The sequence below is a fragment of the Alcanivorax sp. 97CO-5 genome, assembly GCF_000524665.1.
In the GTDB taxonomy this organism is placed as follows: Bacteria; Pseudomonadota; Gammaproteobacteria; order Pseudomonadales; family Alcanivoracaceae; genus Alcanivorax; species Alcanivorax borkumensis.
In genome coordinates, this window is the sequence record NZ_KI965877.1 from 291174 (window position 1) to 316353 (window position 25180).

At 53.5% G+C, this 25180-nt stretch carries 22 protein-coding genes; 5 read left to right on the forward strand and 17 right to left on the reverse strand.

From position 1 onward, the window contains the following. Positions 1-78: 78 nt before the first annotated feature. On the reverse strand, positions 79-396 hold the full coding sequence (locus tag Y017_RS01330; protein WP_035458378.1) for an antibiotic biosynthesis monooxygenase: 318 nt from the start codon (positions 394-396) through the stop codon (positions 79-81). Beyond that, the gene (locus Y017_RS01335; protein ID WP_035458379.1) at positions 396-1157 is read right to left on the reverse strand and encodes a zinc-dependent peptidase; all 762 of its coding nucleotides are present in this window, start codon (positions 1155-1157) and stop codon (positions 396-398) included. Before Y017_RS01335 ends, Y017_RS01330 begins: the two co-directional genes overlap by 1 nt. 139 nt (positions 1158-1296) lie before the next feature. On the opposite strand from Y017_RS01335, the gene Y017_RS01340 reads away from it, so the two are divergent. After that, a complete protein-coding gene (locus tag Y017_RS01340; protein WP_051428671.1) occupies positions 1297-2250 on the forward strand; it encodes a DMT family transporter in 954 nt (317 codons plus the stop codon). 217 nt (positions 2251-2467) lie between these two features. On the opposite strand, the gene Y017_RS01345 is transcribed toward Y017_RS01340, so the two are convergent. Next, positions 2468-2734: an acyl-CoA-binding protein gene (locus tag Y017_RS01345; RefSeq protein ID WP_011588397.1), complete on the reverse strand. Its 267-nt coding sequence runs from the start codon at positions 2732-2734 to the stop codon at positions 2468-2470. Between the two features lie 167 nt (positions 2735-2901). Here Y017_RS01345 and Y017_RS01350 point away from each other — a divergent pair, with 167 nt between their 5' ends. Then, positions 2902-4131: a GAF domain-containing protein gene (locus tag Y017_RS01350; protein ID WP_035458380.1), complete on the forward strand. Its 1230-nt coding sequence runs from the start codon at positions 2902-2904 to the stop codon at positions 4129-4131. A gap of 1 nt (position 4132) precedes the next feature. Here Y017_RS01350 and Y017_RS01355 read toward each other — a convergent pair whose 3' ends face one another. After that, on the reverse strand, positions 4133-4777 hold the full coding sequence (locus tag Y017_RS01355) for a 1-acyl-sn-glycerol-3-phosphate acyltransferase (RefSeq protein ID WP_011588395.1): 645 nt from the start codon (positions 4775-4777) through the stop codon (positions 4133-4135). After that, a complete protein-coding gene (locus Y017_RS01360) occupies positions 4774-5559 on the reverse strand; it encodes an acyl-CoA thioesterase II (protein WP_011588394.1) in 786 nt (261 codons plus the stop codon). Before Y017_RS01360 ends, Y017_RS01355 begins: the two co-directional genes overlap by 4 nt. A 219-nt stretch (positions 5560-5778) precedes the next feature. Between Y017_RS01360 and Y017_RS01365 the strand changes: the two genes are divergently transcribed. Beyond that, entirely contained in the window at positions 5779-7815 is a 2037-nt protein-coding gene (locus Y017_RS01365; protein ID WP_035458382.1) for an LTA synthase family protein, read from the forward strand. Between the two features lie 276 nt (positions 7816-8091). Here Y017_RS01365 and Y017_RS01370 read toward each other — a convergent pair whose 3' ends face one another. The 9 genes from Y017_RS01370 to Y017_RS01410 all read right to left on the reverse strand — a co-directional run bounded on the left by Y017_RS01370 (position 8092) and on the right by Y017_RS01410 (position 19028). Then, positions 8092-8811, reverse strand: coding sequence for a proteasome-type protease (locus Y017_RS01370; RefSeq protein WP_011588392.1), 720 nt, complete (start codon positions 8809-8811; stop codon positions 8092-8094). 19 nt (positions 8812-8830) lie between these two features. Beyond that, a complete protein-coding gene (locus tag Y017_RS01375; RefSeq protein ID WP_011588391.1) occupies positions 8831-9628 on the reverse strand; it encodes a transglutaminase family protein in 798 nt (265 codons plus the stop codon). Beyond that, complete coding sequence (locus Y017_RS01380; RefSeq protein ID WP_011588390.1) at positions 9619-10554, reverse strand: alpha-E domain-containing protein; 936 nt, start codon at positions 10552-10554, stop codon at positions 9619-9621. Before Y017_RS01380 ends, Y017_RS01375 begins: the two co-directional genes overlap by 10 nt. Beyond that, positions 10548-11993, reverse strand: coding sequence for a circularly permuted type 2 ATP-grasp protein (locus Y017_RS01385; RefSeq protein WP_035458388.1), 1446 nt, complete (start codon positions 11991-11993; stop codon positions 10548-10550). Before Y017_RS01385 ends, Y017_RS01380 begins: the two co-directional genes overlap by 7 nt. A 693-nt stretch (positions 11994-12686) precedes the next feature. Continuing rightward, entirely contained in the window at positions 12687-14084 is a 1398-nt protein-coding gene (locus Y017_RS01390; protein ID WP_144412628.1) for a hypothetical protein, read from the reverse strand. After that, complete coding sequence (locus Y017_RS01395; protein ID WP_231483327.1) at positions 14081-16105, reverse strand: TonB-dependent receptor domain-containing protein; 2025 nt, start codon at positions 16103-16105, stop codon at positions 14081-14083. The genes Y017_RS01390 and Y017_RS01395 overlap by 4 nt, the downstream gene beginning before the upstream one ends. 207 nt (positions 16106-16312) lie before the next feature. Then, positions 16313-17095, reverse strand: coding sequence for an SDR family oxidoreductase (locus Y017_RS01400; protein ID WP_011588386.1), 783 nt, complete (start codon positions 17093-17095; stop codon positions 16313-16315). A 254-nt stretch (positions 17096-17349) separates the two neighbouring features. Further along, positions 17350-18279 carry an electron transfer flavoprotein subunit alpha/FixB family protein gene (locus tag Y017_RS01405; RefSeq protein ID WP_035458389.1) on the reverse strand — a complete coding sequence of 310 codons (930 nt, stop codon included), beginning with the start codon at positions 18277-18279 and terminating at the stop codon, positions 17350-17352. Continuing rightward, positions 18279-19028: an electron transfer flavoprotein subunit beta/FixA family protein gene (locus Y017_RS01410; protein WP_011588384.1), complete on the reverse strand. Its 750-nt coding sequence runs from the start codon at positions 19026-19028 to the stop codon at positions 18279-18281. The genes Y017_RS01405 and Y017_RS01410 overlap by 1 nt, the downstream gene beginning before the upstream one ends. Positions 19029-19492: 464 nt before the next feature. Between Y017_RS01410 and Y017_RS01415 the strand changes: the two genes are divergently transcribed. Further along, a complete protein-coding gene (locus Y017_RS01415) occupies positions 19493-21148 on the forward strand; it encodes an electron transfer flavoprotein-ubiquinone oxidoreductase (RefSeq protein WP_011588383.1) in 1656 nt (551 codons plus the stop codon). A 94-nt stretch (positions 21149-21242) separates the two neighbouring features. Here the strand turns inward: Y017_RS01415 and Y017_RS01420 are convergent, their stop codons facing one another. Then, positions 21243-21446, reverse strand: a complete 204-nt coding sequence (locus Y017_RS01420; protein ID WP_035458391.1) for a hypothetical protein — start codon at positions 21444-21446, stop codon at positions 21243-21245. Between the two features lie 129 nt (positions 21447-21575). Between Y017_RS01420 and Y017_RS01425 the strand changes: the two genes are divergently transcribed. Next, complete coding sequence (locus tag Y017_RS01425; RefSeq protein WP_011588382.1) at positions 21576-22460, forward strand: LysR family transcriptional regulator; 885 nt, start codon at positions 21576-21578, stop codon at positions 22458-22460. Positions 22461-22540: 80 nt separating this feature from the next. Here the strand turns inward: Y017_RS01425 and Y017_RS01430 are convergent, their stop codons facing one another. Together Y017_RS01430 and Y017_RS01435 are read right to left on the reverse strand one after the other, a co-directional pair. After that, positions 22541-23287, reverse strand: coding sequence for a pseudouridine synthase (locus tag Y017_RS01430; protein WP_011588381.1), 747 nt, complete (start codon positions 23285-23287; stop codon positions 22541-22543). Positions 23288-23646: 359 nt separating this feature from the next. After that, positions 23647-25173 (reverse strand): NAD(P)/FAD-dependent oxidoreductase, encoded by a 1527-nt coding sequence (locus tag Y017_RS01435; RefSeq protein WP_051428672.1) that lies wholly within the window; start codon positions 25171-25173, stop codon positions 23647-23649. Positions 25174-25180: the final 7 nt, after the last annotated feature.

A 25180-nucleotide genomic window follows, 5' to 3' on the forward strand; every position in this document is an offset into this window, starting at 1 on the left:
CCTGTTGTAGGCTACTACTACTGCACAGGGGTGCTCGCTACTCGCGTCTCCCTGCCCTGTTTACTTTCGACGAAACCGCTAAACCTTTCTCGGCGGCAACACCTGCCACTGCGGCTCGTCGTACTCGCCGATTACGCTGACCTCAACCACCTTGGCGTGCTTTTCCAAAATCGCTTTTACCTTTGCGCTACGGCTATCGTCTTTAGCATCACGGTGTGCCTTGCTCTCCCAATGAGCGATGGCCAGCACCGTATCAGAGTAGCCAATTTTGCGGTGCAGGTAAGTCCCTTTTGCCCCAGCACTTTGCTGAATAATTTCACTGGCCTCCACCCAACCCTTAGCATACTCATCCACGCTAAAGCCAGGCTTCACCCTCACTTCGAATATAAACTTCATTATCGCTCTCCCTGCCGATAGAACTGGGCCAACAAGCGGTACAGCGCCGGCCAGTCCTTGTAAAGCTGATCCGGCCCTTCAAAAAACGCCTCGCTACACACCGCAAAAAATTCACCCGGGCCGGTCAACGCATAGACATCCACCGGCATGTGCCGGTGGTGCTGATAATCGCTCAGCAGCTCTTCCCAGCATGCGGTAAAGGTTTCATGCCATTGCTTCGGGTTCATCCCGGTATGCAGTGGCGGCCTGCCGTTGGCACCATTGCGGCGCATATCCAGTTTGTGGGACATCTCGTGAATCACCACATTACTGGCTTGATTGCTCGGGGCACAAGCCTCCTCAATCGCGTCCCAAGAGAGAATAACCGGCCCCTGGTGCCAAGCCTCTCCAGCCAACACCGGACCTCGAGTATGAACAACGCCATCCTCACTGAAATGAGGGCGATTAGGAATGAACGCATCCTCATACAAAATCACCGTGTACCAACCGTCATACCAGTCCAACCCTAGGTACAGAATCGGCACGCAAGCCATGGTGGCCACTTTCAGGCACATGGCATCGGTATAGGCAAAGCCGCCGCCAGACGCAATGCTTTTGCGGGCCAGAAAACGCAGCGACAGATCAAACAATGCCTGCCGCTCTTGCCCCTCAAATCGAACCATTAATGGCCAGTCCGCCACAGCGGCCTCCCACTCCTCGCGGGTATAGCCCATTTTCTTAACGCGTCGGGCATCACGCCAGTTTTTCCAGGCTGCAAACATCCATTGTCCTCGTACAATCGGTCATTTGTGTTGTGCGACGCCACCTACTCTGACCATCAAAGCGACATTTCACCAGCCATTACCCGCCAACACGCCTGTGCTACCATCGCCGGTCTGTCTCAACTGCGAACTCTGCTCAGTGACTATCCGCCAAGCTCATAAAGCCGACCTGCTGCTTCTAGTGGTCACCCTTCTGGCTGCCATCAGCTGGATGTTCTCCAAAGAAGCCGTACTGGCCATGCCTCCCTTGTTGTTCATGTCACTGCGCTTTCTGCTAGCCTCTGTGCTGCTAGGCTGCATAGCCCATCGCCAGCTGCGCCGGCTGTCGCGCCAGCAGCTGATACGCAGCGCGCGCGTGGGGCTGGTATTCGGCACCGCGATGAGTTTCTGGATTGTCGGCCTAGCGGTGGGTGATCACGTGGGCGAAGGCGCTTTCCTGACCAGCTTGGGAGTGGTGCTGGTGCCAGTGATTGCCCGTATTGTCTTTGCCGAAACGGTGCCCACCAGCACTTGGCTGGCCTTGCCTGTGGCTGCCGGAGGCTTGGCCCTACTATCACTTGAGCAAGGGTTGCATCTAGATGTGGGCCAGCTCTGTTTTGTGGCCGCCGCGACCATCTTTGCACTGTACTTCAACCTCAATACTCGCGCGGCCAATACTATCGCCATCCAATCAGCCAGCGGTGAGAGTATCGAACACCCACGTATACCGGCCATGGCACTGACTACCGTCGTGTTGGCCGTGGTGGCTCTGGTGACCGGTACGCTGTCAGCCTTCAGTGAACCCTGGGTTCCGGTGTTTACGTCGATGACCCCCACTCTGGTGATGTGGATTGTGCTCAGTGCCAGCATTGGCACAGCGCTGCGTTTTCTGGTTCAGACCTATGCACAAAGCCTTTCCCTAAACAGTCACGGTGTAGTGATTATGGTGCTGGAACCCATGTGGACAGCATTAATTGCGGCGGCCTGGTTCGGCGAACACATGACCTGGATCCAGCTGGCGGGGTGCGCTTTAATTTTTATCTCCTTGCTGGTCAACCGTTGGCGGAGGGTACGGACTTTACTGAAATCACTGATCGCACCGAAATGCCCCTAACGGGCGGGCGGATACACCTAGCGTGCTCAACCTCTATGCGCCAACGTCCGACGCTAGAAGCACAATACCCTGAAAAGACCCGTTAGCGGGGTAAAAACGTGGACAAATACTTGGCAGCGGGATGTGGCAACGGGTTACGAAAAAATAAACCCTAAAAGCAATACAGGCTAAGAAATAGCGGATGGTGAGTGCATGACGCACTCACCACGGTAAGCAATCAGCTTTTATGGCTTTTCAACAAAGCGTCCACCTTGTCGATATATTTGCCTTTGGCTTCGTCCGCACTCAACCCTTTCAACTTGGCCCAAGCGTCATACTTGGCACGTCCCACCATATCCATCATTCCTGGGCGCTTGCCAGACACATCGCCCGTGCTGCCCTGCTTGAAATGGGCATAAAGAAACAGCAAGTCATTATTGGACGGTTTGCTATCAAGGGTTTTAACATCTTTCTGGGCTTGTTCAAATCGGGCAGTATCGGTCATGATGTTTCCTGTCAGATGTGGGCATTGTTGTATAAGGTAGCACTAGGGAGCGATTAAAAACCCATAGTATGCGCCTTGATTCCAGTGGAAATAGTGCGCTGTGATCGTATCGGAATCAACATAAGCGCGAGCAACAAAAACATAACAAAGAATAATCAGGTTACGTCATGAACGACGCAGAGCAATTCCAGACCGACCAGACCATCGACCCACAACAGGAAAGCATTCTTCGCGATGCACTCAATACCTTTATGGTTCAGTTTGATCGCGACCTAGAGCAGCGCTATAAGCAACACTCTCATGACCGCACACTGGATCTGATCAATCGCTCAATCTATCTGATGCTTGGCCTTTACCTGCTCGTGGTAGTGCCCGTTATCCTAATAGTAAAAACACCGGAAATGGCAGCCTGGCGCAATTATGGTGTGTACCCCATTGCCGTGGCTTTGGTAGGCCTCTGGTGCTGCACCCGTTTAGACTGGTTGCGCCCACACGCCATTAGCGTCATGTATCTGGCTTTGTGGTTGTCACTCTCAGGCACCATTCTGGGGGGCATTCGCTTCAATAGTAGCTTCCCAGGGCAAGTTTCATCCTTTGAAAGCATCTACCTACTTATTATCGCGTTCTCTATTCTACGCTTGCCACCACGGCAAACCTTAATTACCGCCATCATCGCTGCGGTGTTTGCCCTCGCGATTAGCATGATTACAGCGCTCAACATTCATCTTCTGTTAATAATGCTATCCTTCTCCATTCCACTGATGATTTGCACAGTGAACGGTTATATTCTCGACATCAGCGCCCGGCGTAACTTCGCCAACAATTTGTTGCTAGCACACGAATCTGCACAACTGAATCGCTGGCGCGCACAGGCAGAGAAAGACGCCAACCGACAGCAGCAGCTCAATCTCTTTATGGGGCAAATCGCCGGTAATCTGACTCCCTCGCAATTACTCGAACGGGTGCTGAGCTATTTAGTACAGCACGTAGGTGCGAAAATTGGCGCAGCCTACATGCTTGAAGGTAATCAGCTTATTCGCAAAGCCAGCTGGGCCTTAAGTGGCGAAGCGCAGGCCAGAGAGGTAGTACCCGCCGATGAAGGGCTACTCGGCGCCGCTCTGAATCAACGTTTGCTCATACAACAACATCAGGTTCCAAAACATTATCTGGATTTGGAAACCGGGCAGGGGAAAAGTCCTCCAGGAGCTGTGCTACTCTGGCCACTGATCCAAGGAGACCACCCTCTGGGCATCATAGAAATTGCCAACTTCGAAGGTTTCGATCAGGAACAGCAAACACTCATCAGCGAACTACATCACCCCCTATCCTTTTCGCTACAATCCGCCCAGCACCGCCAGCATCTCCTTGATCAGTCCGGCAAAACTGCCAACGTCTGAATCAATCAATGCCGCGAGCAGCTTTTTCCGCTTTCAGCGGGGCGGATAACTGCGCAGGTTTGCGCGGAACAATATCCGCCAACGACGCGGTCATTCGCGCCATATCAGCATCAATATCGCCCGTCGGCAGAAAGCAATCTACAATCCGGACCTGCCGGCGCCGGTAACAGAAACCTAACACGACAATCGGCACCTGCATTTGCTCAGCAATACGGTAAAACCCGGTTTTCCAACGCTTGGCGCCTTTACGCGTCCCCTCCGGCGTTAGCCCAAGCCAAAATGGTGTTTCCCCCATCACCGACGTCGTCTGGTCCACCACATCCCTGGCACTTTCTCGATTCACAGGGATGCCGCCCAGCCAGTACATGAACCGCCCAAGACGACCTTTAAACAACGTGTGCTTACCCATGAAGCGCACATCCAAGCGCAAAGACTGAATAGCACTGATACCAATGACCCCGTCTATGTTCGACGTGTGTGGCGCCACCGCCAAAACTGCCCGAGGCGTATCGGGCAAATCACCAACAATACGCCACCCCATAACAGTCAAAATCAGCCGCCCTAGCGCCGCCAACAGCCAGTGCCCACGACGAGGCACTTGCTTACCTAAAGTCCGCGCCGTGAGTGGCACCAGTTCCGATTTCATGCAAATACCGTAAAGGTTTGTCGACTCAACGCCACAGCCTTACCCGCAGCATCCCAAACCACCGCCTGACTTTGACCATAGCCATCACTGCATTGGTCCGTGTTTACCCGATATTGCCATAAAGTCTCCGGCGAGTGGACACTAGGGTCATCCAAGAGCTCCATGGTCCAGGTCAAGGAACTGGCGGGTGCTGGCCCTTTGAGCAGAGGTAAAACTGAAGGCGCCCAGGTATCCACCAATGCAATCAGCGCTGCGGTGCTCATGGTTTCCGGCGGCACAGTAAACCCCATGTAACCACCGTAATCGGGCTCAGAACTGCCACTGAACGGCGGCATGCCTTCTGCGTAATGGATATTAAAATGGGAAAAAAAATCCGGCGTCAATCCTTTGATAAACGGTACCGAAATACTCTGCTCTGGAGATTTCATCACTGGGGCCGATGGCCCTTCTACCACTACACTGGATTGGCGACTGGCCCCAAAGCTGGCCAACATAACCGCTACCACCTGCCCTCCTTGACGGGCGGAGACCATGGCCTGCATAACGGATTTGCCTTCCCGAAACACAGTCTCGTCTAGTGCCACCGGACCCGGCACCGCAGGGGCGACAAAAGAGAGAGAAAAACTGCGTAGAAACCTCCCGCGAGCCACGGTTTTTTCTAAATGTTCAAACAGCACCGCCCCCACCAGGCCACCAAATAAGGTCCGGCCCTGCCCCCACCCTTCTGGAAACGTGGCGTTACCCTGGCCATCAATCGTGGCTAGAATCTCATCGAATGTCATGGTCTCTCACTTCTGCGTGTTTTGAATTTGCGGTGCTTTATTTACCATTCCTGCGAAGCCAGTAAAAGTCATTATGCCGGCTCAAAGAGGATTAACGGCGCCATAACCAGCAACAATGCACATAAAACAGCCAAAAAATGTGTTTTCCCATGCGCTTGTTCCTCCTTGCCGGTAGCATAGGCGCCCCTTTTTTAGTTTCGCCAGTATGGAGACAATGACATGACCTGGTTGAAATCCCGACGTCTGCAGTATCTGCTGGCCATCACCGCTCTCTTTTTCTCGTTGATGGTTGTACTACGTGTCGTCTTTTATTTTGGCTTTTCAGAAATTCCATCCTCAACAACCGCAGACTCTGAAGCCGTGCTTAGCGCCTTGGGCATTGGACTGCGTTTTGACTTGCGACTCGCCCTGCTGATAATGCTGCCGTTAGCCGCCTTGGCCTACCTGCCACGGTTTAACATACTAAACAGCGGCCTGATGCGGTTTCTTGCCCATAGCTACCTAATCATTGTTTTGGTCCTGCTCGGTCTCACCTATGTTCTTGATTTTGGCCACTATGCCTATTTAGGCGAACGGCTCAACGTGACTGCCCTGCGTTTCTTGCAAGACACTCGAGACTCCACCTTGATGGTCTGGGAAAGTTATCCGGTAATCTGGATCACCTTGGGCTTAATTGCCGGCGTGGCGGTTTGTTATTGGCTTGCCAGAATAGCCGAACACAAGTTACTGCAACGACCCGCCACAAAAATTTCTTGGCTACAGGCCACTGCCGGGTTTTTGGTTTGCTTCACTCTTTTCTTCTTTGCCATTCTTGGTCGAGTCAGCAACATCAACATTCTCAACCCGATTCCGCTTCGCTGGAGTGAAGCCTTTGTCTCCGGAGACCGGGCTATCGGCGCCTTGGGTCTCAATCCTGTTCTCTACTTTCGCGACACGCTGGTCATTCCTGTTTCCCCCTTTGATGAGGATAAAGTTACCGAGTATTACCCCCTGATTGCCGATCACCTTGGCATCCCCGAACATCAACGTCAGGATTTGAATTTTACGCGCATGATGGATGTACAGAGTCACAAGCTTGATTATGACCGCCCCCCTAATGTGGTCTTCATCATGCTTGAGTCACTGGGCGCCAGCCGTGTAAGCAGCTACGGTTTACCCGTTGAGAGCACCCCGAACCTAGATCAACTGGGCCACGATGGCTGGCGTTTCGAGCATTTCTATGTCCCAGTAACTGGCACCGCCAAAACGATATGGGCCACGTTTACCGGTATCCCAGATGTGGCTCCAATTGAAAGCGCCAGTCGCAACCCTCTGACCAGTCACCAACGCACAGTGCTGAACGCATTTGAGGGATACCGAAAATTCTATTTCATTGGCGGGAATGCCGGCTGGGCAAATCTGGATGGCTTCGTACAGCAAACCATCGACGGACTCGAACTGCATGAAGAAGGTGACTGGCAATCCCCGGACGTGGACGTCTGGGGCATTTCCGACCTGAACCTATTCCGGGAATCTAACCAAATTCTCGCTGAGCTACCGGAAGATCAACCTTTCTTTGCCTTTATCCAAACCGCAGGCAACCACCGGCCTTTCACCATTCCTGAGAATAACGGTGACTTCCAAGCCCGCACGGACCTATCCGATGAAGAGCTAGCCAAATTTGGCTTCCGAAGCGCAGCCCAGTTCAACGCAGTACGCCTGCTGGATTACAACGTGGGTAAATACATGCAATGGGCCAAAGAAAGCGATTACTTCGACAACACCATCTTCGTATTCTTCGGCGATCACAGTAATCGAATCACCACCTTGCCACACATGCCGGCCATGGATCAGCTGGAATTAGAAAGCAACCATGTGCCACACATCCTGTATGCCCCCAAGTATCTTAAACCCAGGGTCATCAAGGAATCGGTAGGCCTAGTGGACGTGCTCCCCACCATAGCCGGTATGCTAGGGCTGCAATATCCAAACACCACCCTTGGTCGGGACTTCCAAATTCCTGCTCCCGAAGGCGATCGCGCCAATTTTGTGGTGCTGAGGGAAGGCCCCAGTCCAATCTACGGCATGGTGACAAAAGATTTTCTAGTCCGGATAAATGCTGATGGCAGCAATGCCACCTTGCATGATCTGCATAGTGACACCCCCAGCCATGACGAAGCCGCGCAACATCCTGAAGCCTTTAAGCAACTATTTGATCTTGCCCGAGGCCAATACGAAACAGCGCGCTACATGTTTTACGATAATGTGGATAAGTGATAGGCAACACCGCTCATCCAACATGCAACATCTGCAATAAATGCGCGTATTAATACTAAGAAGCCGCACCCAAACCAGGGTGCGGCCATCTCTATTTCGCTTTTTGACCACGCCAGTCCCCCACAGCAGGACTCCCCCTCGCCATACTAGGATCAGGTTTAGCCAGTAATCTCAGCCAACCCTCTTCTGAAGTGTAGCCCAACGCTTTCTTGCTGCAGACGTGTAACTATATTCGGGGTGCCTCTGGAAAACGGTTTGTAGGCTCAATCCGATGACTTACCACTGCACATCGGGCAAACAAGAAAAAGCTTCCCGTAGTCCTTGCGACCATGCCTCACCCAGGGCGCGAAAATTCGCATCGTTCTCCGTAACATTGTGGTGATTATTCAGGCTGAGGCTGTCTTTCTGGTAGAGCAACACATCAAGGGGTAAGCCCACCGATAAGTTAGAACGGATAGTAGAATCCAAGCTAATAAGTGCACATTTTGCTGCATCTTTTAGCGAAAGCGAATAGTCCACCACACGGTCCAAGATTGGCTTGCCATACTTGGTTTCACCAATCTGGAAATAGGGAGTATCCCGAGTGCTCTCAATAAAATTGCCTTCCGGATAAACAAGAAAAAGGCGTGGAGCTTCGCCTTGTATTTGGCCTCCAACAATGAAACTGCTGCCAAAATTTACGCTGCTTTGGCTTTGCCCGGAATCACGCATAATCACTTCCCGGCACGTGCTGCCCACCACGCTGGCAACATCATACATGGAAGACACGCCATGAAGATTAGGCCGATCACTACCCAAACGCATATTAAGCAGGCTGATCACACTCTGGGTCGTTGCCAGATTGCCCGCGCTGAGTATCACAACAGCGCGCTCGCCTGCTACTTCAAACTTGTGAAGTTTACGGTAGGTAGCGATCTGATCTACTCCGGCATTGGTTCGTGAATCAGCCGCAAAGACCAACCCCTGCTCCAGTCCCATGGCCACACAATACGTCATGCCGAGCTACTCCGTGTCATCACTGAGATTGTGAAGGCACGGTCTCGCTAACCCATGCCACAGCTTCGAGCGACTCTACCCCACCCCCGAAGCGGACGCCACGAACAGGACAAGCATCTAGGTAATCCATGCCCACCGCCAGTTTCAAATGCTGGCGCGGCAAACAGGTTTGATTGGTAACATCGAAGGTATGCCAACTGTCATCATGCCAAACTTCAGCCCATGCATGGCTAGCCACATGCTCTGAATCGCGACTATACAGATAACCGCTAACGTAACGCGCAGGCATTCCCAGTGCACGGCAACACGCCAAAAATACGTGGGTATGATCCTGGCACACCCCTTTCTGCAAGCTCCAGGCGTCACTGGCACGGCTTCCTACGTGTGTTGCCCCTGGTGTAAAAGGCATGCCACTAAGTATTGCTTCGCTCAGATTTTCCAAATGGCGCTCCGCTGACATGCCATCATATCGGTGAGCTAGCTCTTCCAGACAATCATCCGCCTTTGTCAACGAGGTATTACGTGTAAAGACCAGCGGAGAAAGGCGCTGATCGGCATCTTCGCTATCCTCATCCGTAATCTCAACCTGTCCATGTACCGTCAGATTAATAGCCTGGTGGGGCCTATCCAGAGTAAGCACGTGGAGGATATTGTTATACCCATCGGATACTTTCTCCGCATGTTCAGGCAAGTCCATTGTCCAGTTCAGCACTTTTTGTCGTAGCGAAGGTCTGGGGGTCAGCCGCAGGTACTGGGTACTGTGCTTAACCCGTTCCGAATAACGATATTCCGTGCTATGTCGTATTGTTAATTCCATACCAGCTCCAGGTATTCACTCTGAATGGTGTCAGCCAGTTCATTAATCCGGCGCAAGAAATCAGTCAGGTAGTTATGCAGTCCAATCTCAAGAATATGCCCCATGTCGCCATATTGAAGACGAGCAAGTTGCACAGCAGCTAAGCGTTTAGCCTCAAGTCCCGCCTCTCCTTCAATGGCAGGCAGAAGCTCACACAACATTTGCAGACACGATAACAACGACCGGGGAACTTCCGGCCTGAGAATCAACAACTCGGCAACGCGCTCGGCATTAATAGTTTCACTAAACATTTCGCGAAAAGCTTCGTACCCTCCCAATGAACGTAGCAAGGCATGCCAACGGTAATAATCCACCGTGGAGTCACTCTCCGATTCTTCTTCCCGGTGTTTAACATCGAGAATACGAGCGGTGTTATCCGCCCTTTCAATAAAGGTCCCCAAGCGTAAAAAACGAAAAGTATCGCTTCTCATCAGGGTGCCATAGGTAGCCCCACGGAACAGGTGTGATCGATTTTTCACCCACTCAAAGAAAGCGGTTTCGCCATAATTCTGCAGCCCGGTTTGACTGATTTCCTTGAGCTCTAGCCAAGTACCGTTAACGCTTTCCCACATTTCTGAAGTGATTTTTCCTCGCACCGCATGAGCACTGGCTCGGGCCTGGCGAAGACAGGAATAAATGCTGGCTGGGCTGTCAGGGTCAAGGGTAAAAAAGTACAGCACATTATTCGTGGTTACCTTGCCATAACGGGCGCTATAGTCATCCCAGGTACCGGTAATGGACAATGGCGCCGTAATTTCCTGCTGGGTATCGACCGCGTAACGAATCAGTGACAGATTCCACACCACGTCCAGCACCCGGGCGGTATTTTCTGCCCGTTCGACGTCACGTGATAGCCAGTATAGGTCGGATGCCGTACGACTCAGCATGTGCTGTCCTCCCCGCTCTCCAAAACCCAAGTATCCTTGGTACCACCACCCTGTGAGGAATTAACAACCAAGGAACCGGGCTTAAGCGCAACCCGTGTCAGCCCACCGGGTACGACTCGGGGTTCGTTACTGCTGAGCACAAAAGGTCGCAGGTCAATGTGTCGAGGGGCAATACCTTCGTCAACAAACACCGGGCATGTAGACAATGACAAAGTGGGTTGTGCAATGTAATTATCGGGATCCGCTAACAGCCGCGCTCGAAACGATTCAATTTCTGTTTGACTGGCTGCTGGCCCCACCAACATCCCGTAACCACCGGCGCCATGAACCTCTTTAACAACCAGTTCCGGTAATTTTTCCAACACTACCTTCAGATCGTCCTGTTTTCGGCATTGCCAAGTAGGGACATTGGAGAGAATCGGTTCCTCATCAAGATAGAATCGAATCATATCCGGCACATAGGGATAGATAGATTTGTCATCGCCCACTCCGGTACCCACCGCATTGGCCAGCACCACGTTCCCCTGACGGTAAACCGAGATCAATCCGGGAACGCCGAGCATGGAATCCGAACGGAACGCGAGTGGATCAAGAAACGCATCATCGATACGCCGATAAATCACGTCCACCTTCTGCGGGCCCGCGGTAGTCCGCATATAGACATAACCATTCTTTACAAACAGATCAGCGCCTTCTACCAATTCGATACCCATCTGCTGGGCCAAAAAGGCATGCTCAAAATAAGCACTGTTAAACTGCCCCGGGGTAAGTAACACAACGCAGGGATGGCTGTGAGTGGCGCTTTGCTGCAATGTCTCCAGCAACAATGCTGGGTAGTGCTCAACTGGCGCCACGCTCTGCCCGGCGAACAATTCAGGAAAAAGGCGCATCATCATGCGCCGGTTTTCAATCATGTAGCTTACCCCCGAAGGGGTACGTAGGTTGTCCTCCAATACAAACCAAGATCCTTCACCATCCCGAATAAGATCGACCCCGCTGATTTGCGAATAGACCTGATTGGGGAGGTCAACATCCTGCATACAGGGCTGATATTGGGCATTACCAAAAATCTGCTCTGCGGGAATACGCCCGTCGCGAATAATATTCTGGTCGTGGTAAATATCATGCAGGAATAGATTCAGTGCCTGAACACGCTGAATAGCACCGCGTTCCAACAAACTCCACTCACTGGCAGGTAAGACACGCGGCAGGGTATCAAACGGGATAAGTCGTTCGGTGCCGCTCTCCTCGCCGTAAACATTGAACGTAATCCCAACACGATGAAACTGCAGCTCTGCTTCCTTGCGCTTACGTAGCAGTAAGCTTCGGTCCTGTCGGAGCAACCAATCATGGTAGCTCGTGTAGTGAGGTCGCACCTCACCGCCCGGCGCTATCATCTCATCGAAACCGGGCACTGCCGGCAACTGTAATGAACGCATGGCATCGTCCCTGTTAATGAAGCACGCTAAAAGCATCGTCCTTTTTGTATTGCTAATGCATAAAGCAGCAAGTCCTGTGCCAAAACATGCCCCCATTAGCCTGTAAAAAATCACCACAGAGGCTTACCAAGGGCCAATAAAGTGCAAAGCAAAAAAACACATGGCTTTAATGCACTATTCTGGCCACCATCATCACCATTACCAGGCTGGTGGCGAAGTGATTGATGCGGGCTCTATACCCCTTCGAACTCGCTTAAGGCCTGGCTGTGGCTAGGAGGCAACGCCCTGCCCTGCTCCATCAAAATTGCTAGGAACAAGATAATCCCTGCCGCGGTACAGGAAACGGCGAGTTGAACCGAAAATTCAAGGAACCACACTACATCAACGCCATGACAGGGAGATATCAGCGAGCGTGCAAGACACACAATGGTGATCACGCAAACAGTAACAACGGAACGGGATCTGACTCAGCACCGGTAGCGTGAGCGTGCTGCATAGCGAACACTCCCGCATTGTCGATAGCCACCCCCTTCGGCAGAGTAGCTTTGCCCAAGAGGCACAAGAGGTGTCGCGCTACTCAAAAGTAGCGCGAAATTGCTCCCGGGCCGAAGAAACGGCCCAGGGACTGGGTGGCCACACTGGCACAGGTTAAACGTGCTGCAATAGCGATAAGCTGGTCGCCAGCCAACGCGCTTAACCTTTGCCCAATCTCCTCCAAGCTAGCAGCATACCGGACACCAGTGCGGCAAGGATCAGCAACACCAGAACCACCATTACGGCATCTCGCTGCGGGGGGGATAGGCCTAGGCGGCCCACGAAATGGTACTTATGTAAATTGATGAAATGCAGTGCACGTAGAATGGAAGAAGGAGTGACTTCGTTAGCCATATGGCCACTGCGAGTTTCCACCAGCATGGCCAGCTGCGGCTGATTCACCAACGACAACTTGCGCACCGGTAAACGCTTGTAGACACTAGGATAATCAAAACGAAATTTCGTAAGTAGCTCTGTGTCTCGGACCTCAACGGACTCACCCACAAAGCGCTCTACCAGTTTCTTCGCATAGGCTTCATCGGCACCGGTCACCTTCTCGCCCTTCACGGCATTAACATACTGCAGTGCCGTCACGCCGTTCTCACCCTGTTGTTGGAATTGCCACAACACGTCGTCACCCACTTGCACCGGCCGTACCGCCACTGCACGATCCATTAGCATCAGCGGATTCGTCGCCAATGAAGATACTGCTATTAGCGTGTCATCCCGAAAATCTATCCATTGCGGCGGATTCAATTTATCAATCGCCACATGTACACCACTGCTGGCAAAGCCAAACAAAGAGAGCCCACCGACCAGAGTCAACCAGCGATGCCAACGACGCACGCCATTGCCCTTGTTTAAATGGCGCCAGCGCCGAACGAGCAGTATCAGCCCCCCCAGTGACATCAATAGCAAGGGAACGGAAAACAGCAGCACCACGGGAGTACGCGCGGCGTGCGGCAACCAGTGCCAGCTATGGAACCAAGAAAATGCCTTGAGCGCTTGTCGCCGACCCCAGGTAGCCGCACTGGCTAGCCGCTGCTGCTCCGTATCCAAGTACAGTGTTAATCCGTCCTCACGCTCTAGTGCCACCCGCCAAACGGGCAACAGACGGTTAACTTCACGGTATTCATTGCTGAACTGCTCTAACGGTATGGCAGAAAGAATGCCCGCATCAGGATCATCCACCAGCATTCTGGCCAGCCAGATGGCGTGCAAACGATCTCCATGGGCGATTTCTTCACTGCTATCGGCATGAAAGTAACGCGGTTGAGTATGTCCCGCCTCCACTACCCGGTATTGCCAACCTCCGTCGATTTGTTGCAGCTGAACATTCGTGACCGCATCAATGTCCTTCTCCTGCAGCAAAACATCAACCGGCCTGACCTCAGCCGCGCTAGGCAGCAAAGGCCTAACAATTTGGTGGCCCTCCATAGGCGGCTTCAACACCCACGCCATCAAGGGATGTAACAGCCCGCTCAGTAACCATAACATCAATGGCACCGCGACTAACCAGGCTGCGCGGCGATGCCAAGTCATCAGAAAACGCATCACAGACGATACTCCGCGCCGACATAAAGTGAGCGGCCAATACCGGGGGTAACGCTGGCCACTGGGTTGGGATTAAACGGAGAGGCTAACGCCGGTGCCGTGCTGATACTGCCGGTGCTGGCATACACTTTATCGCCCAGATTGCGGCCATCGAAATATACTTTCAGACCGTTGTTGAACTCACGACTCAAGCGCAACCCCCAAACCGAATAGCCCGCGGTTTCCCAATAGCGGCCACCGCTGTTGGTATAGGTGAGCGGATAACCACTGACATAACGCAGATTCGGCTCAACCAAAACCTGGGCAGAAGGGCGCCACTGCAAGGCGGTAAAAATAGTGTGCTCAGGAATGCCGGGTAGTTGATTGTCTCCGTAAATCGGATCGTCATCAAAGGTGAAATCGGACCAATTGTAGACCGTCTGCAGCGCCACATTTTCTTTGCCGGGAAGGCGCCAAGTGATACCCGCTTCGAGCCCTTGGTGAATTGTATCAGTGGGGGAATTGAACAATGCTGTCACATCGTTTACTTCAATATTAAGCAGCTCATCTTCAACATTGGCGTGGTAAAGCACCATATCCCAGTCCAGCACATCACCCACGCCACGCCAACCAAGCTCGATGGTGGTGGCTTCCTGCTGCTCCAAGCGTAATCCGGGCACAGGCTGTGCCCCTAGCTCTGAGCCGGAGGGCATACCGATACTCTGTGCTACCTGAACGAACAGGGTTTGCCCTGCTAACGGGGTAAAGCTTAAGCCCAGCTTCGGGGAAAAGCCCCCCATATCCACCGTATAACTGTCGTCCACAGCCTCACCGGAAGGCTGCGGAAAGAATGGGCAGTTACTGCACAATGGCGGCACGCTGGCTTGCAGATCATCCAAACTACGTTCGGACTCGACCCATTGCGCCCCCAGCGCTACCCGCCAGCGATCGCTGACTTGCCATTGCTGTTCAGCATAAGCCTCCACCTGTTTCACACGAAACACATCATCGAGGAACTGATTTCCCTTTTGCTTACCGTTCTGTGCATGTTGGAAGCGAGTGTTATCGTCATGGCCATAGGAATATCGCAGCCCCGCCAGCAAGGTATGCCCTTTGCTCCAGTGCTTTCGATAATCCACTGCGCCACCAATAGACTCACTGCTGTTATCAATAATCCCCACAAAAGGGGTCGGCAAATGATCAAGGTTAGTCCGGTTATAAAAGACACTGGCCACAAGTTGTTGATCCCCCGCCAGAGGAATCAGAGTACGGTTGGCCAAACGGATTGCGCGCCAGTTTCGATCCGTATCGAACGATTTATTAAATGCCCCAGCCTCCTGACTATCGTCTTCAAGGCGGTCTCGGCGGATACTGCCAGGCAACTCCAGCTGAGCGTCATCCGAAGAAAAATAGGTCCGGTTTTCGATACCGTTATCGAAAAGCACACCGAAGTTACCAGAGGCACGTTTGTTATACTGGCTGGAGTGATCGCGGTAACCCCGGTAATCAGACTGACTCAAGGACAGGTAACCATCCATATTGCCTTTCTTGCCCCCGAGGGTAATGCGGTTGGCCCGCCAGCCGTAATCACCCAATTCGGTACGCAACCGAATACCCGGTGCGGTGCGGCCTGTCTCACTGACATAGTTAATAGCACCACCCAGAGCCGATGCGCCAAGCGTCAGTGCACTGGCGCCCCGGTACACTTCCACATAACGGTAAGACAACGGATCGATTAACTGGTTGGTCGTGCCATTATCCAGCCGTGATAGGGGCACCCCATCCTGATAGCTAACGATACCCCGGCCAAAACTGGTCGTGGACAGCCCTGAGCCCCGGATAGACAGAAACACATCATCGCCGCCATTCTGATTAGCAACCCAAACACCAGGGGTCCGCTTGAAAAGGTCTTCCTGATTAGCCACATGGCCATCTTCAATGCTCTCCACATCCAGCACCCCCACTGAACGGCTTTCTACAAACAACTCACTACGGCGAACTTCAGGAGAGACAGAAAGCGTATTGTGCTCTGGCTGGTCATTCACGAGCACGGGATCCAGCTGGTTAGCCCAAGCGGGTGCCGTAAGGCAAAATAATAATAAAAACGGCTTTCTCATGACCTTCCCCGAAATAACAGTAGGTCGCGAGTATAGTGGTTCATAAGGAGGGTCTAATGCGGCGAATTGTCGCGGCAGAACGGTTGTTGTCGCGATTAGCGACGCAACAAAAAACGGGACAAACAATGCCTAAACCTAGCGATGACGCCCCATCACACTGCCAGCAAGTCGAACCGCCCAACGTTCAGGCAGGCAACGTGTTATGAACGTCATTAAACGGTAAAGCCAGCCGGGGATCACCACCGCCTTCCCTTTGGCAAGGCCTACCAAACCGGCACGAGCCACCGGGCTCACTGCCATCATGGTTCTCTGCAGCGACGGATCCATTTCCCCACGGGCCTTGCTGGAAAATTCGGTGCGGGTACCACCTGGACTCAAGGTAGTGACGACAATCCCGCAAGGCTTCAATTCTTCGTGTAAAGCACGGCCCAGTGTTTGCACAAACGCCTTACTGGCAGCATAAGTCGCCATACCAGGAATCGGAAACCAAGCAGAGACAGAACTGATATTCAAAATCCATCCCTCACCCCTCTCCGCCATGGGCTCAGCAAATAACCGGGTGAGAGCCAGCAAAGCGCGGTCGTTCACCTCTAGCATGCCGAGTGTTTGTTCCAGCGATAACTCCAACAGGTTTTTCTGATACCCATAGCCCGCATTATTAATCAGAATATCCACCTTCAGACCACGGCGGGCCACCTCATCAAACAGCTGCTGTGGCACCAAAGGGTCGGCCAAATCTGACGTAATTACGCAAACAGACACCCTGCATAATTCAGCCGCAAGCGCTTCCAACCGCTCAGTACGGCGAGCCACCAAAATCAGGTTACATCCCATCGCCGCAAGCTGACGAGAGAGCTCCTGACCAATGCCGCTGGAGGCACCGGTGACCAGTGCCGTTTTTCCATTGAAAATTTGCATTGCTTTGCTCTTGTAGCTTTCAACCTGCCCAGAAGAATGAGTTCAAGATTCAAAAACGCGAAACCGCCTTACGGTGTGTGGGTGTTCCGCCCACATTCATACTGTTATTTATAACGAGCAACAATATTGAATCTGAAATAACCAATAACCGTTGTTCACACTTTTGGATCCAATAGCCACGATTGTATTTTGCCCAACGTCAAAAACAAAAAACCCGGCACAAGGCCGGGTTTTTTTGGTGCGGAAGGCGCGCTTTACAGCTTGCCGTCCAGCTCCGGTACTGCTTCGAACAGGTCAGCCACTAGGCCGTAGTCCGCCACCTGGAAGATGGGGGCTTCTTCGTCCTTGTTAATAGCAACGATGACCTTAGAGTCTTTCATACCGGCCAAATGCTGGATGGCACCGGAGATGCCCACAGCAACGTACAGGTTCGGCGCAACGATTTTACCGGTCTGACCGACCTGCATGTCGTTAGGAACGAAACCTGCGTCAACGGCGGCACGGGATGCACCCACGCCAGCGCCCAGCTTATCAGCCAGCTTGTACAGAATTTCGAAGTTTTCGCCGTTACCCATGCCACGACCACCGGAGATTACGATCTCGGCAGAGGTCAGCTCAGGACGATCAGACTTGGCCAGCTCTTCACCCACGAAGGAAGAAATGCCAGCCTCTTTAGCAACGTCGATGTTCTCAACAGAAGCAGAACCGCCTTCTGCTGCAACGCCATCGAAAGAAGTACCACGCACGGTGATCACTTTCTTGGCATCGCCACATTTAACGGTCGCAATGGCGTTACCCGCGTAGATCGGACGCTTGAAAGTATCCGCATCGATCACGTCGGAAATCTCAGAGATCTGAGCCACGTCCAGCAAAGCCGCCGCGCGAGGCGCGAAGTTCTTACCGGTGGTAGTGGCAGCAGCCAAGATGTGGCTGTAATCGCCAGCAACTTCAGCAACCAGATCGCCAATGTTTTCAGCCAGCTGATGCTCGTAGGCATCGTTGTCTGCGCACAGCACTTTGGAAACGCCATCAATTTTAGCGGCTTCCTCAGCAACAGGGCCACAGCCTTTACCAGCTACCAGCACAGTGATGTCGCCGCCAATTTCTTTAGCAGCAGCAACCACACTCAGGGTGACCTTGTTGAGCGCGGCGTTATCGTGTTCGGCGTAAACTAATACACTCATCAGATCACCTTCGCTTCGTTCTTCAGTTTCTCGACCAGCTCGTCAACGGAGCCAACGATAATGCCAGCCTGACGCTCAGCCGGAGCTTCCACTTTTTCAGTGGTCACACGCGGAGTCAGGTCAACGCCCAGATCAGCGGCTGTCTTGGTGTCCAGCGGCTTTTTCTTAGCTTTCATGATATTCGGCAGAGACGCGTAACGCGGCTCGTTCAAACGCAGGTCAGTGGTAACCACTGCCGGCAGGCTCAGCTCAACAGTCTGCAGGCCACCGTCGACTTCACGGGTAACCTTCACTTTACCGTCAGCCACATCCACTTCAGAAGCGAAGGTGCCCTGCGGCATGCCAGCCAACGCAGCCAGCATCTGGCCGGTCTGGTTGTTGTCGCCATCGATAGCCTGCTTGCCAAGAATAACCAGCTCGGGCTTCTCTTCATCAACGATGGCTTTCAGTGCCTTAGCAATGCCCAGAGGTTGAACCTCTTCATCGGTTTCGACCAAGATGGAGCGGTCGGCGCCCAGAGCCATGGCAGTACGCAGCTGTTCCTGAGCGGCCTTAGGACCGACGGTAACGGCAACAATTTCGGTAACCACACCCTTTTCTTTCAGACGCACTGCTTCTTCTACAGCGATTTCACAAAAGGGATTCATGGCCATTTTAACATTGGCGAGATCAACGCCAGAGTTGTCGGCCTTCACGCGAACCTTGACGTTGTAATCAACGACTCGCTTGATGGGTACAAGAACCTTCATAGGATCCTCGGAATGTTCCATTGGGTGACTTGTAGAAGGAGGCGACATGACGCCGTTGCCGGGTCCACCCCCGCGAAAGAGCCGCTATCTTGAACGCTCGCCCACAACAGGTCAATAGCCCAAAAATCCGTAAGCAGATGATTTTGCTGCAAATAGACCACATACATTGTCGGCTTTTCGTGACCTGCCAGTCGGTGATTTTCTTGTAAATCAACCATCTAGCAAGAGATAATCTAAACACTTGTTTGAAAGTGCCCTGCGCCGGTTCAAAAGTTGACACAAGTTAAGGTCCGCAGGGTCAACCCCAGTAGTGGTGTGGTTTCTTCTATCTCTATATACTCCGCGCCACCCTAAGATAGGTCTCGGCCGGCCATTGAGAAAGATTTTCTGTTACCGCAAATGTCAGAACATCTTTCTCAGTGGCTTGCGGGCCAAACACGCAATTGATAGTGAGGAGACAGGCTGTGGAACGCGAATCTATGGAAGTCGACGTAGTCATCGTTGGCGCCGGTCCTTCCGGTCTGGCAACCGCCTGCCGTCTGGGGCAAATTGCCCAGGAAACCGGTCAGGAAATCAGTGTTGTTGTTGTAGAGAAAGGCTCTGAAGTCGGTGCCCACATTCTTTCCGGTGCCGTGCTTGAGCCACGCGCCTTGAATGAACTGTTCCCCAACTGGCAGGAACTGGGTGCGCCGGTGAACACCAAGGTCACCGGTGATGAAATCTTCTTTCTCACCGGCCCGGAAAAAGCACAGAAAGTACCCAACATGTTCGTTCCCAAAACCATGCACAACGAAGGGAACTACATTATTTCCCTGGGTAATCTGTGCCGCTGGCTGGGTGACCAGGCCGAAGGCCTTGGCATCGAAGTATTCCCAGGCTTCGCCGCTAGCGAAGTGCTATACAACGAAGATGGCTCTGTAAAAGGTATTGCCACCGGCGATTCCGGTATCGGCCATGATGGCGAGCACAAGCCCAGCTACACCCCTGGCATGGAGCTGCACGCCAAGTACACCATATTCTCGGAAGGCTGCCGTGGTCACCTGGGTAAGCAGCTGCAGGAAAAATTCAACCTGCGCGAAGGAACCGATCCGCAGCACTACGGCATCGGTATCAAAGAGCTGTGGGATATCGATCCGGCCAAACATCAAGAAGGCCTGGTAGTTCACACCGCTGGCTGGCCGCTCACCGAATCCGGTTCCCCGGGTGGTGCGTTCCTGTATCACATCGAGAACAACCAGGTTGCCCTGGGCCTGATCACCGACTTGGCCTACTCCAACCCGCACGTCTCGCCGTTCGACGAAATGCAGCGCTGGAAAACCAACCCGGAAATCAAAAAGCATCTGGAAGGCGGCAAGCGTGTTTCTTACGGCGCCCGTGCTATCTCCAAAGGTGGCCTGCAGTCTCTACCCAAGATGACCTTCCCCGGTGGTCTGCTGGTAGGCTGTAATGCCGGCACCCTGAACTTTGCCAAGATCAAGGGCACTCACACTGCCATGAAATCCGGCATGATTGCCGCTGAAATTCTGGCTGAAGCACTTAAAGGTGGCCGTGGCAGCGACGAGCTGACCGAATACAAAGACGCCTTCGAGAAAAGCTGGGTTTACGAAGAACTGCACGCCCAGCGTAACTTCGGCCCGGCCCAGCACAAGTTCGGCAACCTGATCGGTTCCGCCTTTGCCTTTGTGGACATCAACTTGTTCAACGGCAAACTGCCCTTCACCATGCGCGATACCACCCCGGATCACGCCACCCTGAAGCCGGCGGATCAAAGCAAGAAGATCGACTACCCGAAGCCGGACGGCAAAATCACCTTCGCCAAACTGGACAGCGTATTCCTGTCCAACACTAACCACGAAGAGGATCAGCCCTGTCACCTAACGCTAAAAGATCCGAGCGTGCCGCTGGAAGTTAACCTTCCTAAGTGGGACGAGCCGGCTCAGCGCTACTGCCCGGCTGGTGTATACGAAGTGGTGGAAGACGAGAACACCGGCGACAAACGTTTCCAAATCAACGCCCAGAACTGTGTTCATTGTAAGACCTGTGACATCAAGGACCCCACCCAGAACATCAACTGGGTGGCACCTGAAGGTACCGGCGGCCCCAACTACCCGAACATGTAAGTTGGGCTCACACGGTTTCCGTGTCGCAAACAAAAAAGGCGCCTTTTCAGGCGCCTTTTTTGTTATGGCCGCAGCAGCCACCTTCATTCAGGTTTCAGGCTAGAGGACGTTGTAACCGCTGAATAATCTGAGCACGGTGCTGCGCGCGGTTCTTGCGCAGGCGATACCACGCCAAGCGGATGCGGTAATCCAGCGCATCCATCATTGCCAACGGTGGCATAGCAGGCATGTGCAAGTCTGGCTTGCGCGATTGAGTCCTTACCGGGGCTGCAAGCCTCTGGGCTTCGTTATGCTTCATGGTCTCCTCCCTGTCCGATGACAATATGGCGTGGCTAGGCTGTGATTGGCCCCCATGATGCAATCGGGTTTATGATCAGTAAATCGAAAAGAACTGCATCCACTGTTCAAAATTTCTGAAAGGTCAGCCATGCCGTCCCCTGCCCCCCTCCAACCCTTACTGGATACGGAAATCCTGCGCAGCTTCGTGGCCATTGCCGAAACCGAAAGCTTCACACAAGCCGCCAGCGAGGTCTTTCGCACCCCCTCCGCCTTAAGCATGCAGATCAAGCGGCTGGAGGAACAGGTGGGGCAGCGGCTGTTCCTACGCGAAGCGCGGCGGGTCAGCCTAACGGCAGAGGGCGAAGCCATGCTTGGCTATGCCCGACGTCTGTTGAAACTGAACCAGGAAGCCATTAGCCACTTCACTGCCCCGGAGCTGGAAGGCACCGTGCGGCTAGGCACACCCGATGATATTGGTACCCGCATCTTGCCTCAGGTGCTGACACAATTTTCTCGTTCTCACCCCGCCGTTCAAGTCAATGTGCTGGTTGGCCGCAGTGCCGACATGCTGCAACAATTCGATGCCGGAAAGCTGGATTTGATTATGGTAACGACGGGTAAACAAGGGCGGCCAGCCCGAGGGGAGGTGGTGCATAACGAACCTCTGGTATGGGCCGGAGCACAAGGCGGCATCGCGGTCACTCAGAGTCCTTTGCCCCTGGCGCTGGCCAGCCAGGGTTGTCCGTGGCGCAAGATAGCACTGGAGGCGCTGGACCACAGCCAACACCGCTACCGCATTGCCTATATCAGCGAGCACTGTGCCGGCCAGGAGGCTGCCATGCAGGCTGATTTGGCCATTGGCCCCTTTCCTCTCAGCCTGACCCAGCCACCGTTGCAGCAACTAGGTGACGAATACGCCTTACCCGCACTAGGCGACTACCAAATCGCCATGCTGTACCGCGGCGAAGAAGGGTCCGCCACCCAAGTACTGGCTGGCCACGTCCGCGCAGCTTTCCGCGCGCGGCGACGCTAACAGCAACCTCCTGCCCTGACACAACCTCAAGACAATGCAGGCGAAACACACTCACGGCTCAAGCCAAAGACAACCGCACTTTACTCCACTGGCTCTGGATCTAAAGCCGTTTGCTGCTCTGCCTGGGTCAGCTCCCGGCTTTCCCCCGGTGCCAGGTAAGCGTCCAACTGAATGCGGCCTACGGCCAAACGGTGCAGCGCCGTTACCTTCTTCCCAGTACGCCCAAACATTCGCTTAATCTGGTGATACTTGCCTTCGTGAAGCCATACATCCGCTTCAAAAGAAGAACGAATCGTTAGCCTGGCCGGCTGGGTGTAAATTTGCTCGAAGTCGAACCACATACGTTGCGAAAATGACACTACATCTTCATCGCTCAACGGTTTATCAACACTCACCCGGTAATGTTTCCAGAGGCCCGTTTCCGGCAAGCTCAAGCGACGCGACCAGGCACCATCATTGGTCAGCAACACCAACCCTGTGGAATTAAAATCCAACCGCCCGGCCAGATGCAGCCCTTCACGCTGGCCCCTTGGCAGCAGCTCCAGCACCGTGGGGTGGTGCTCATCTCGGGTAGCGCTGACGACCCCCGCAGGCTTGTTAATCATCAAATAACGCGGCCGGTTCGCCTGCAGAATTTCACCATCGCACACCACCGCATCAAAAAGGCCAATTCGCCGCTGCCGATCCCGCTCCACCTGCCCGTTTACCCGCACGCGCCCGGCAGCCAGCAACAGCCGCAGATTGCTTCGGCTCATTTGCAGTCGGGCGCTGAGAAAACGGTCTAGGCGATGGTGTCGAGAAGTCATCAACACATGATAACCGAGCACACAGATTTCCCGTAGCCGGAAGCGACATACCCATGGCTGGCAAGCTCAATCAAGCATCACTCTTACACTTTTCTCACGCTGTCCTCTGCGCTGTTACGGCCACTCTCAGCGTCACACTGATAACGCCCGATGATCCGGTAGCTAAATAAAAAACCGATTCTCAAAGCGTGCACCGCGCTGCCGTTATCGACGGCCAGCGAGTTGCCTATCCGCCGTCTTGCCGTCTGGGAGACCTGAGCGGGCGCCTAGCGACTGCGCTGTACTTTTATCGCAGCGCACACTCAATGCCCAAAAGCCATCCACAAAAAAGGGGCAGCTTAGGTTGCTGCCCCTCGTTCACACATTAACGCAAGCCTCCCTCAGGCCTCTACTTCTACCTCCGCTTCGGCTTCGGCATTCGCGCACACAAACTCATAATCCGTGGACTGCACGTTGCGCGTTTCCAGCCAGTAGCGCAACGTGGAGCCCGGCCACAGAGCGAAATTCTTACCATCGTCCTGTTGATACCAGCTGGTACAACCGGAGGTCCAGGTGGTGCCTTGCAGGCGGCGCTGCACGTTGGCATTAAAAGCTTGTTGGGCTTTGGGCTTCACATCCAAATAATCCGCGCCCTCCTCTCGCAGCAGCGCCATGCATTGCAAGGCGTATCTCACCTGGCACTCAATCATGAACAGAATGGAATTATGGCCCAAGCCCGTGTTTGGCCCCACCAGCATATACAGGTTCGGGTAACCACTGACGGTAATACCATAATGCGCTTCAGCAGATTCGGCCCAGTCCTTATTCAGATCATGGCCCGGCAAACCGGTCACCGGAAAGTCTTTCATGTAGATACGTGGATCCACCACAAACCCTGTGCCGAGAATAATACAATCCGCGTCATGCTCTACCCCATCTTCCGTCACCACACTGTTGGCTTTCACCTCGCGGATACCGGCAGTAACCAGCTCCACATTGTCACGGTTGAACATGGGGAACCACTTGTTGGAAATCAGTACCCGCTTGCAGCCGAAGGTGTAATCAGGTGTCAGTGCCTTCGCCAGCCTCTTGTCTTTCACTTGCAGGCGGATGAACTGTTTACACAGGGCACCCAGCAGCCGTGCGGCTTTAGGGCTGGAGGCTGGCGCCACCCGAGACTCATTGCCCCAGTAAAGGCGCGCCCGGTGCAGTTTGCGCAGGGTCGGGAAGCGCTTGAACAACCGCCGTTGAATACCCCAGTAACCGCGTTCATCACGGGGAATAACCCACGCCGCGCTACGCTGGAACACCGATAGCTTCTTCACCTTGGGGGCAATTTCCGGGCAATACTGAATGGCGCTGCCACCCGTACCGATGGACACCACCTTCTTGCCCACCAAGTCATAACCATGATCCCATTCGGCTGAATGCATCACCTTGCCTTTGAAACGCTTGAGTCCCTTGATGTTCGGCACATTCGGCACATGTAACGGACCGGAGGCGAGCACAAAGTGGCGACAATCAATGGTCATGCCCGCGGCGGTGCGCACCGTCCAGCGGCCAGTGGTTTCATCAAAATGGGCTTCGTTAACTTCCTGGTTAAACTGGATAAAGGGCCGTAGCTGATACTGCTCCACAGTATCGAGAATGTAGTTCTCAATTTCGTCCCGAGGCGCATAACGCTTGGTCCAATCCGCCTTGGCGGCGAAGGAAAAGGAATACAAGTGCGACTGCACATCGCAGGCGGCCCCCGGATAGCGATTGAAATACCAAGCACCGCCCACCTGCGCAGCCTTCTCCAAAATAACGAAATCCTCATTGCCCGCTTCGCGCAGCTTGATCGCCATGCACAGCCCGCCGAAGCCAGCCCCTACAATGGCCACATCCACCGACACCGTCTTGGCGGGAATCTTGGCTTTACTAGTCATGTCACTG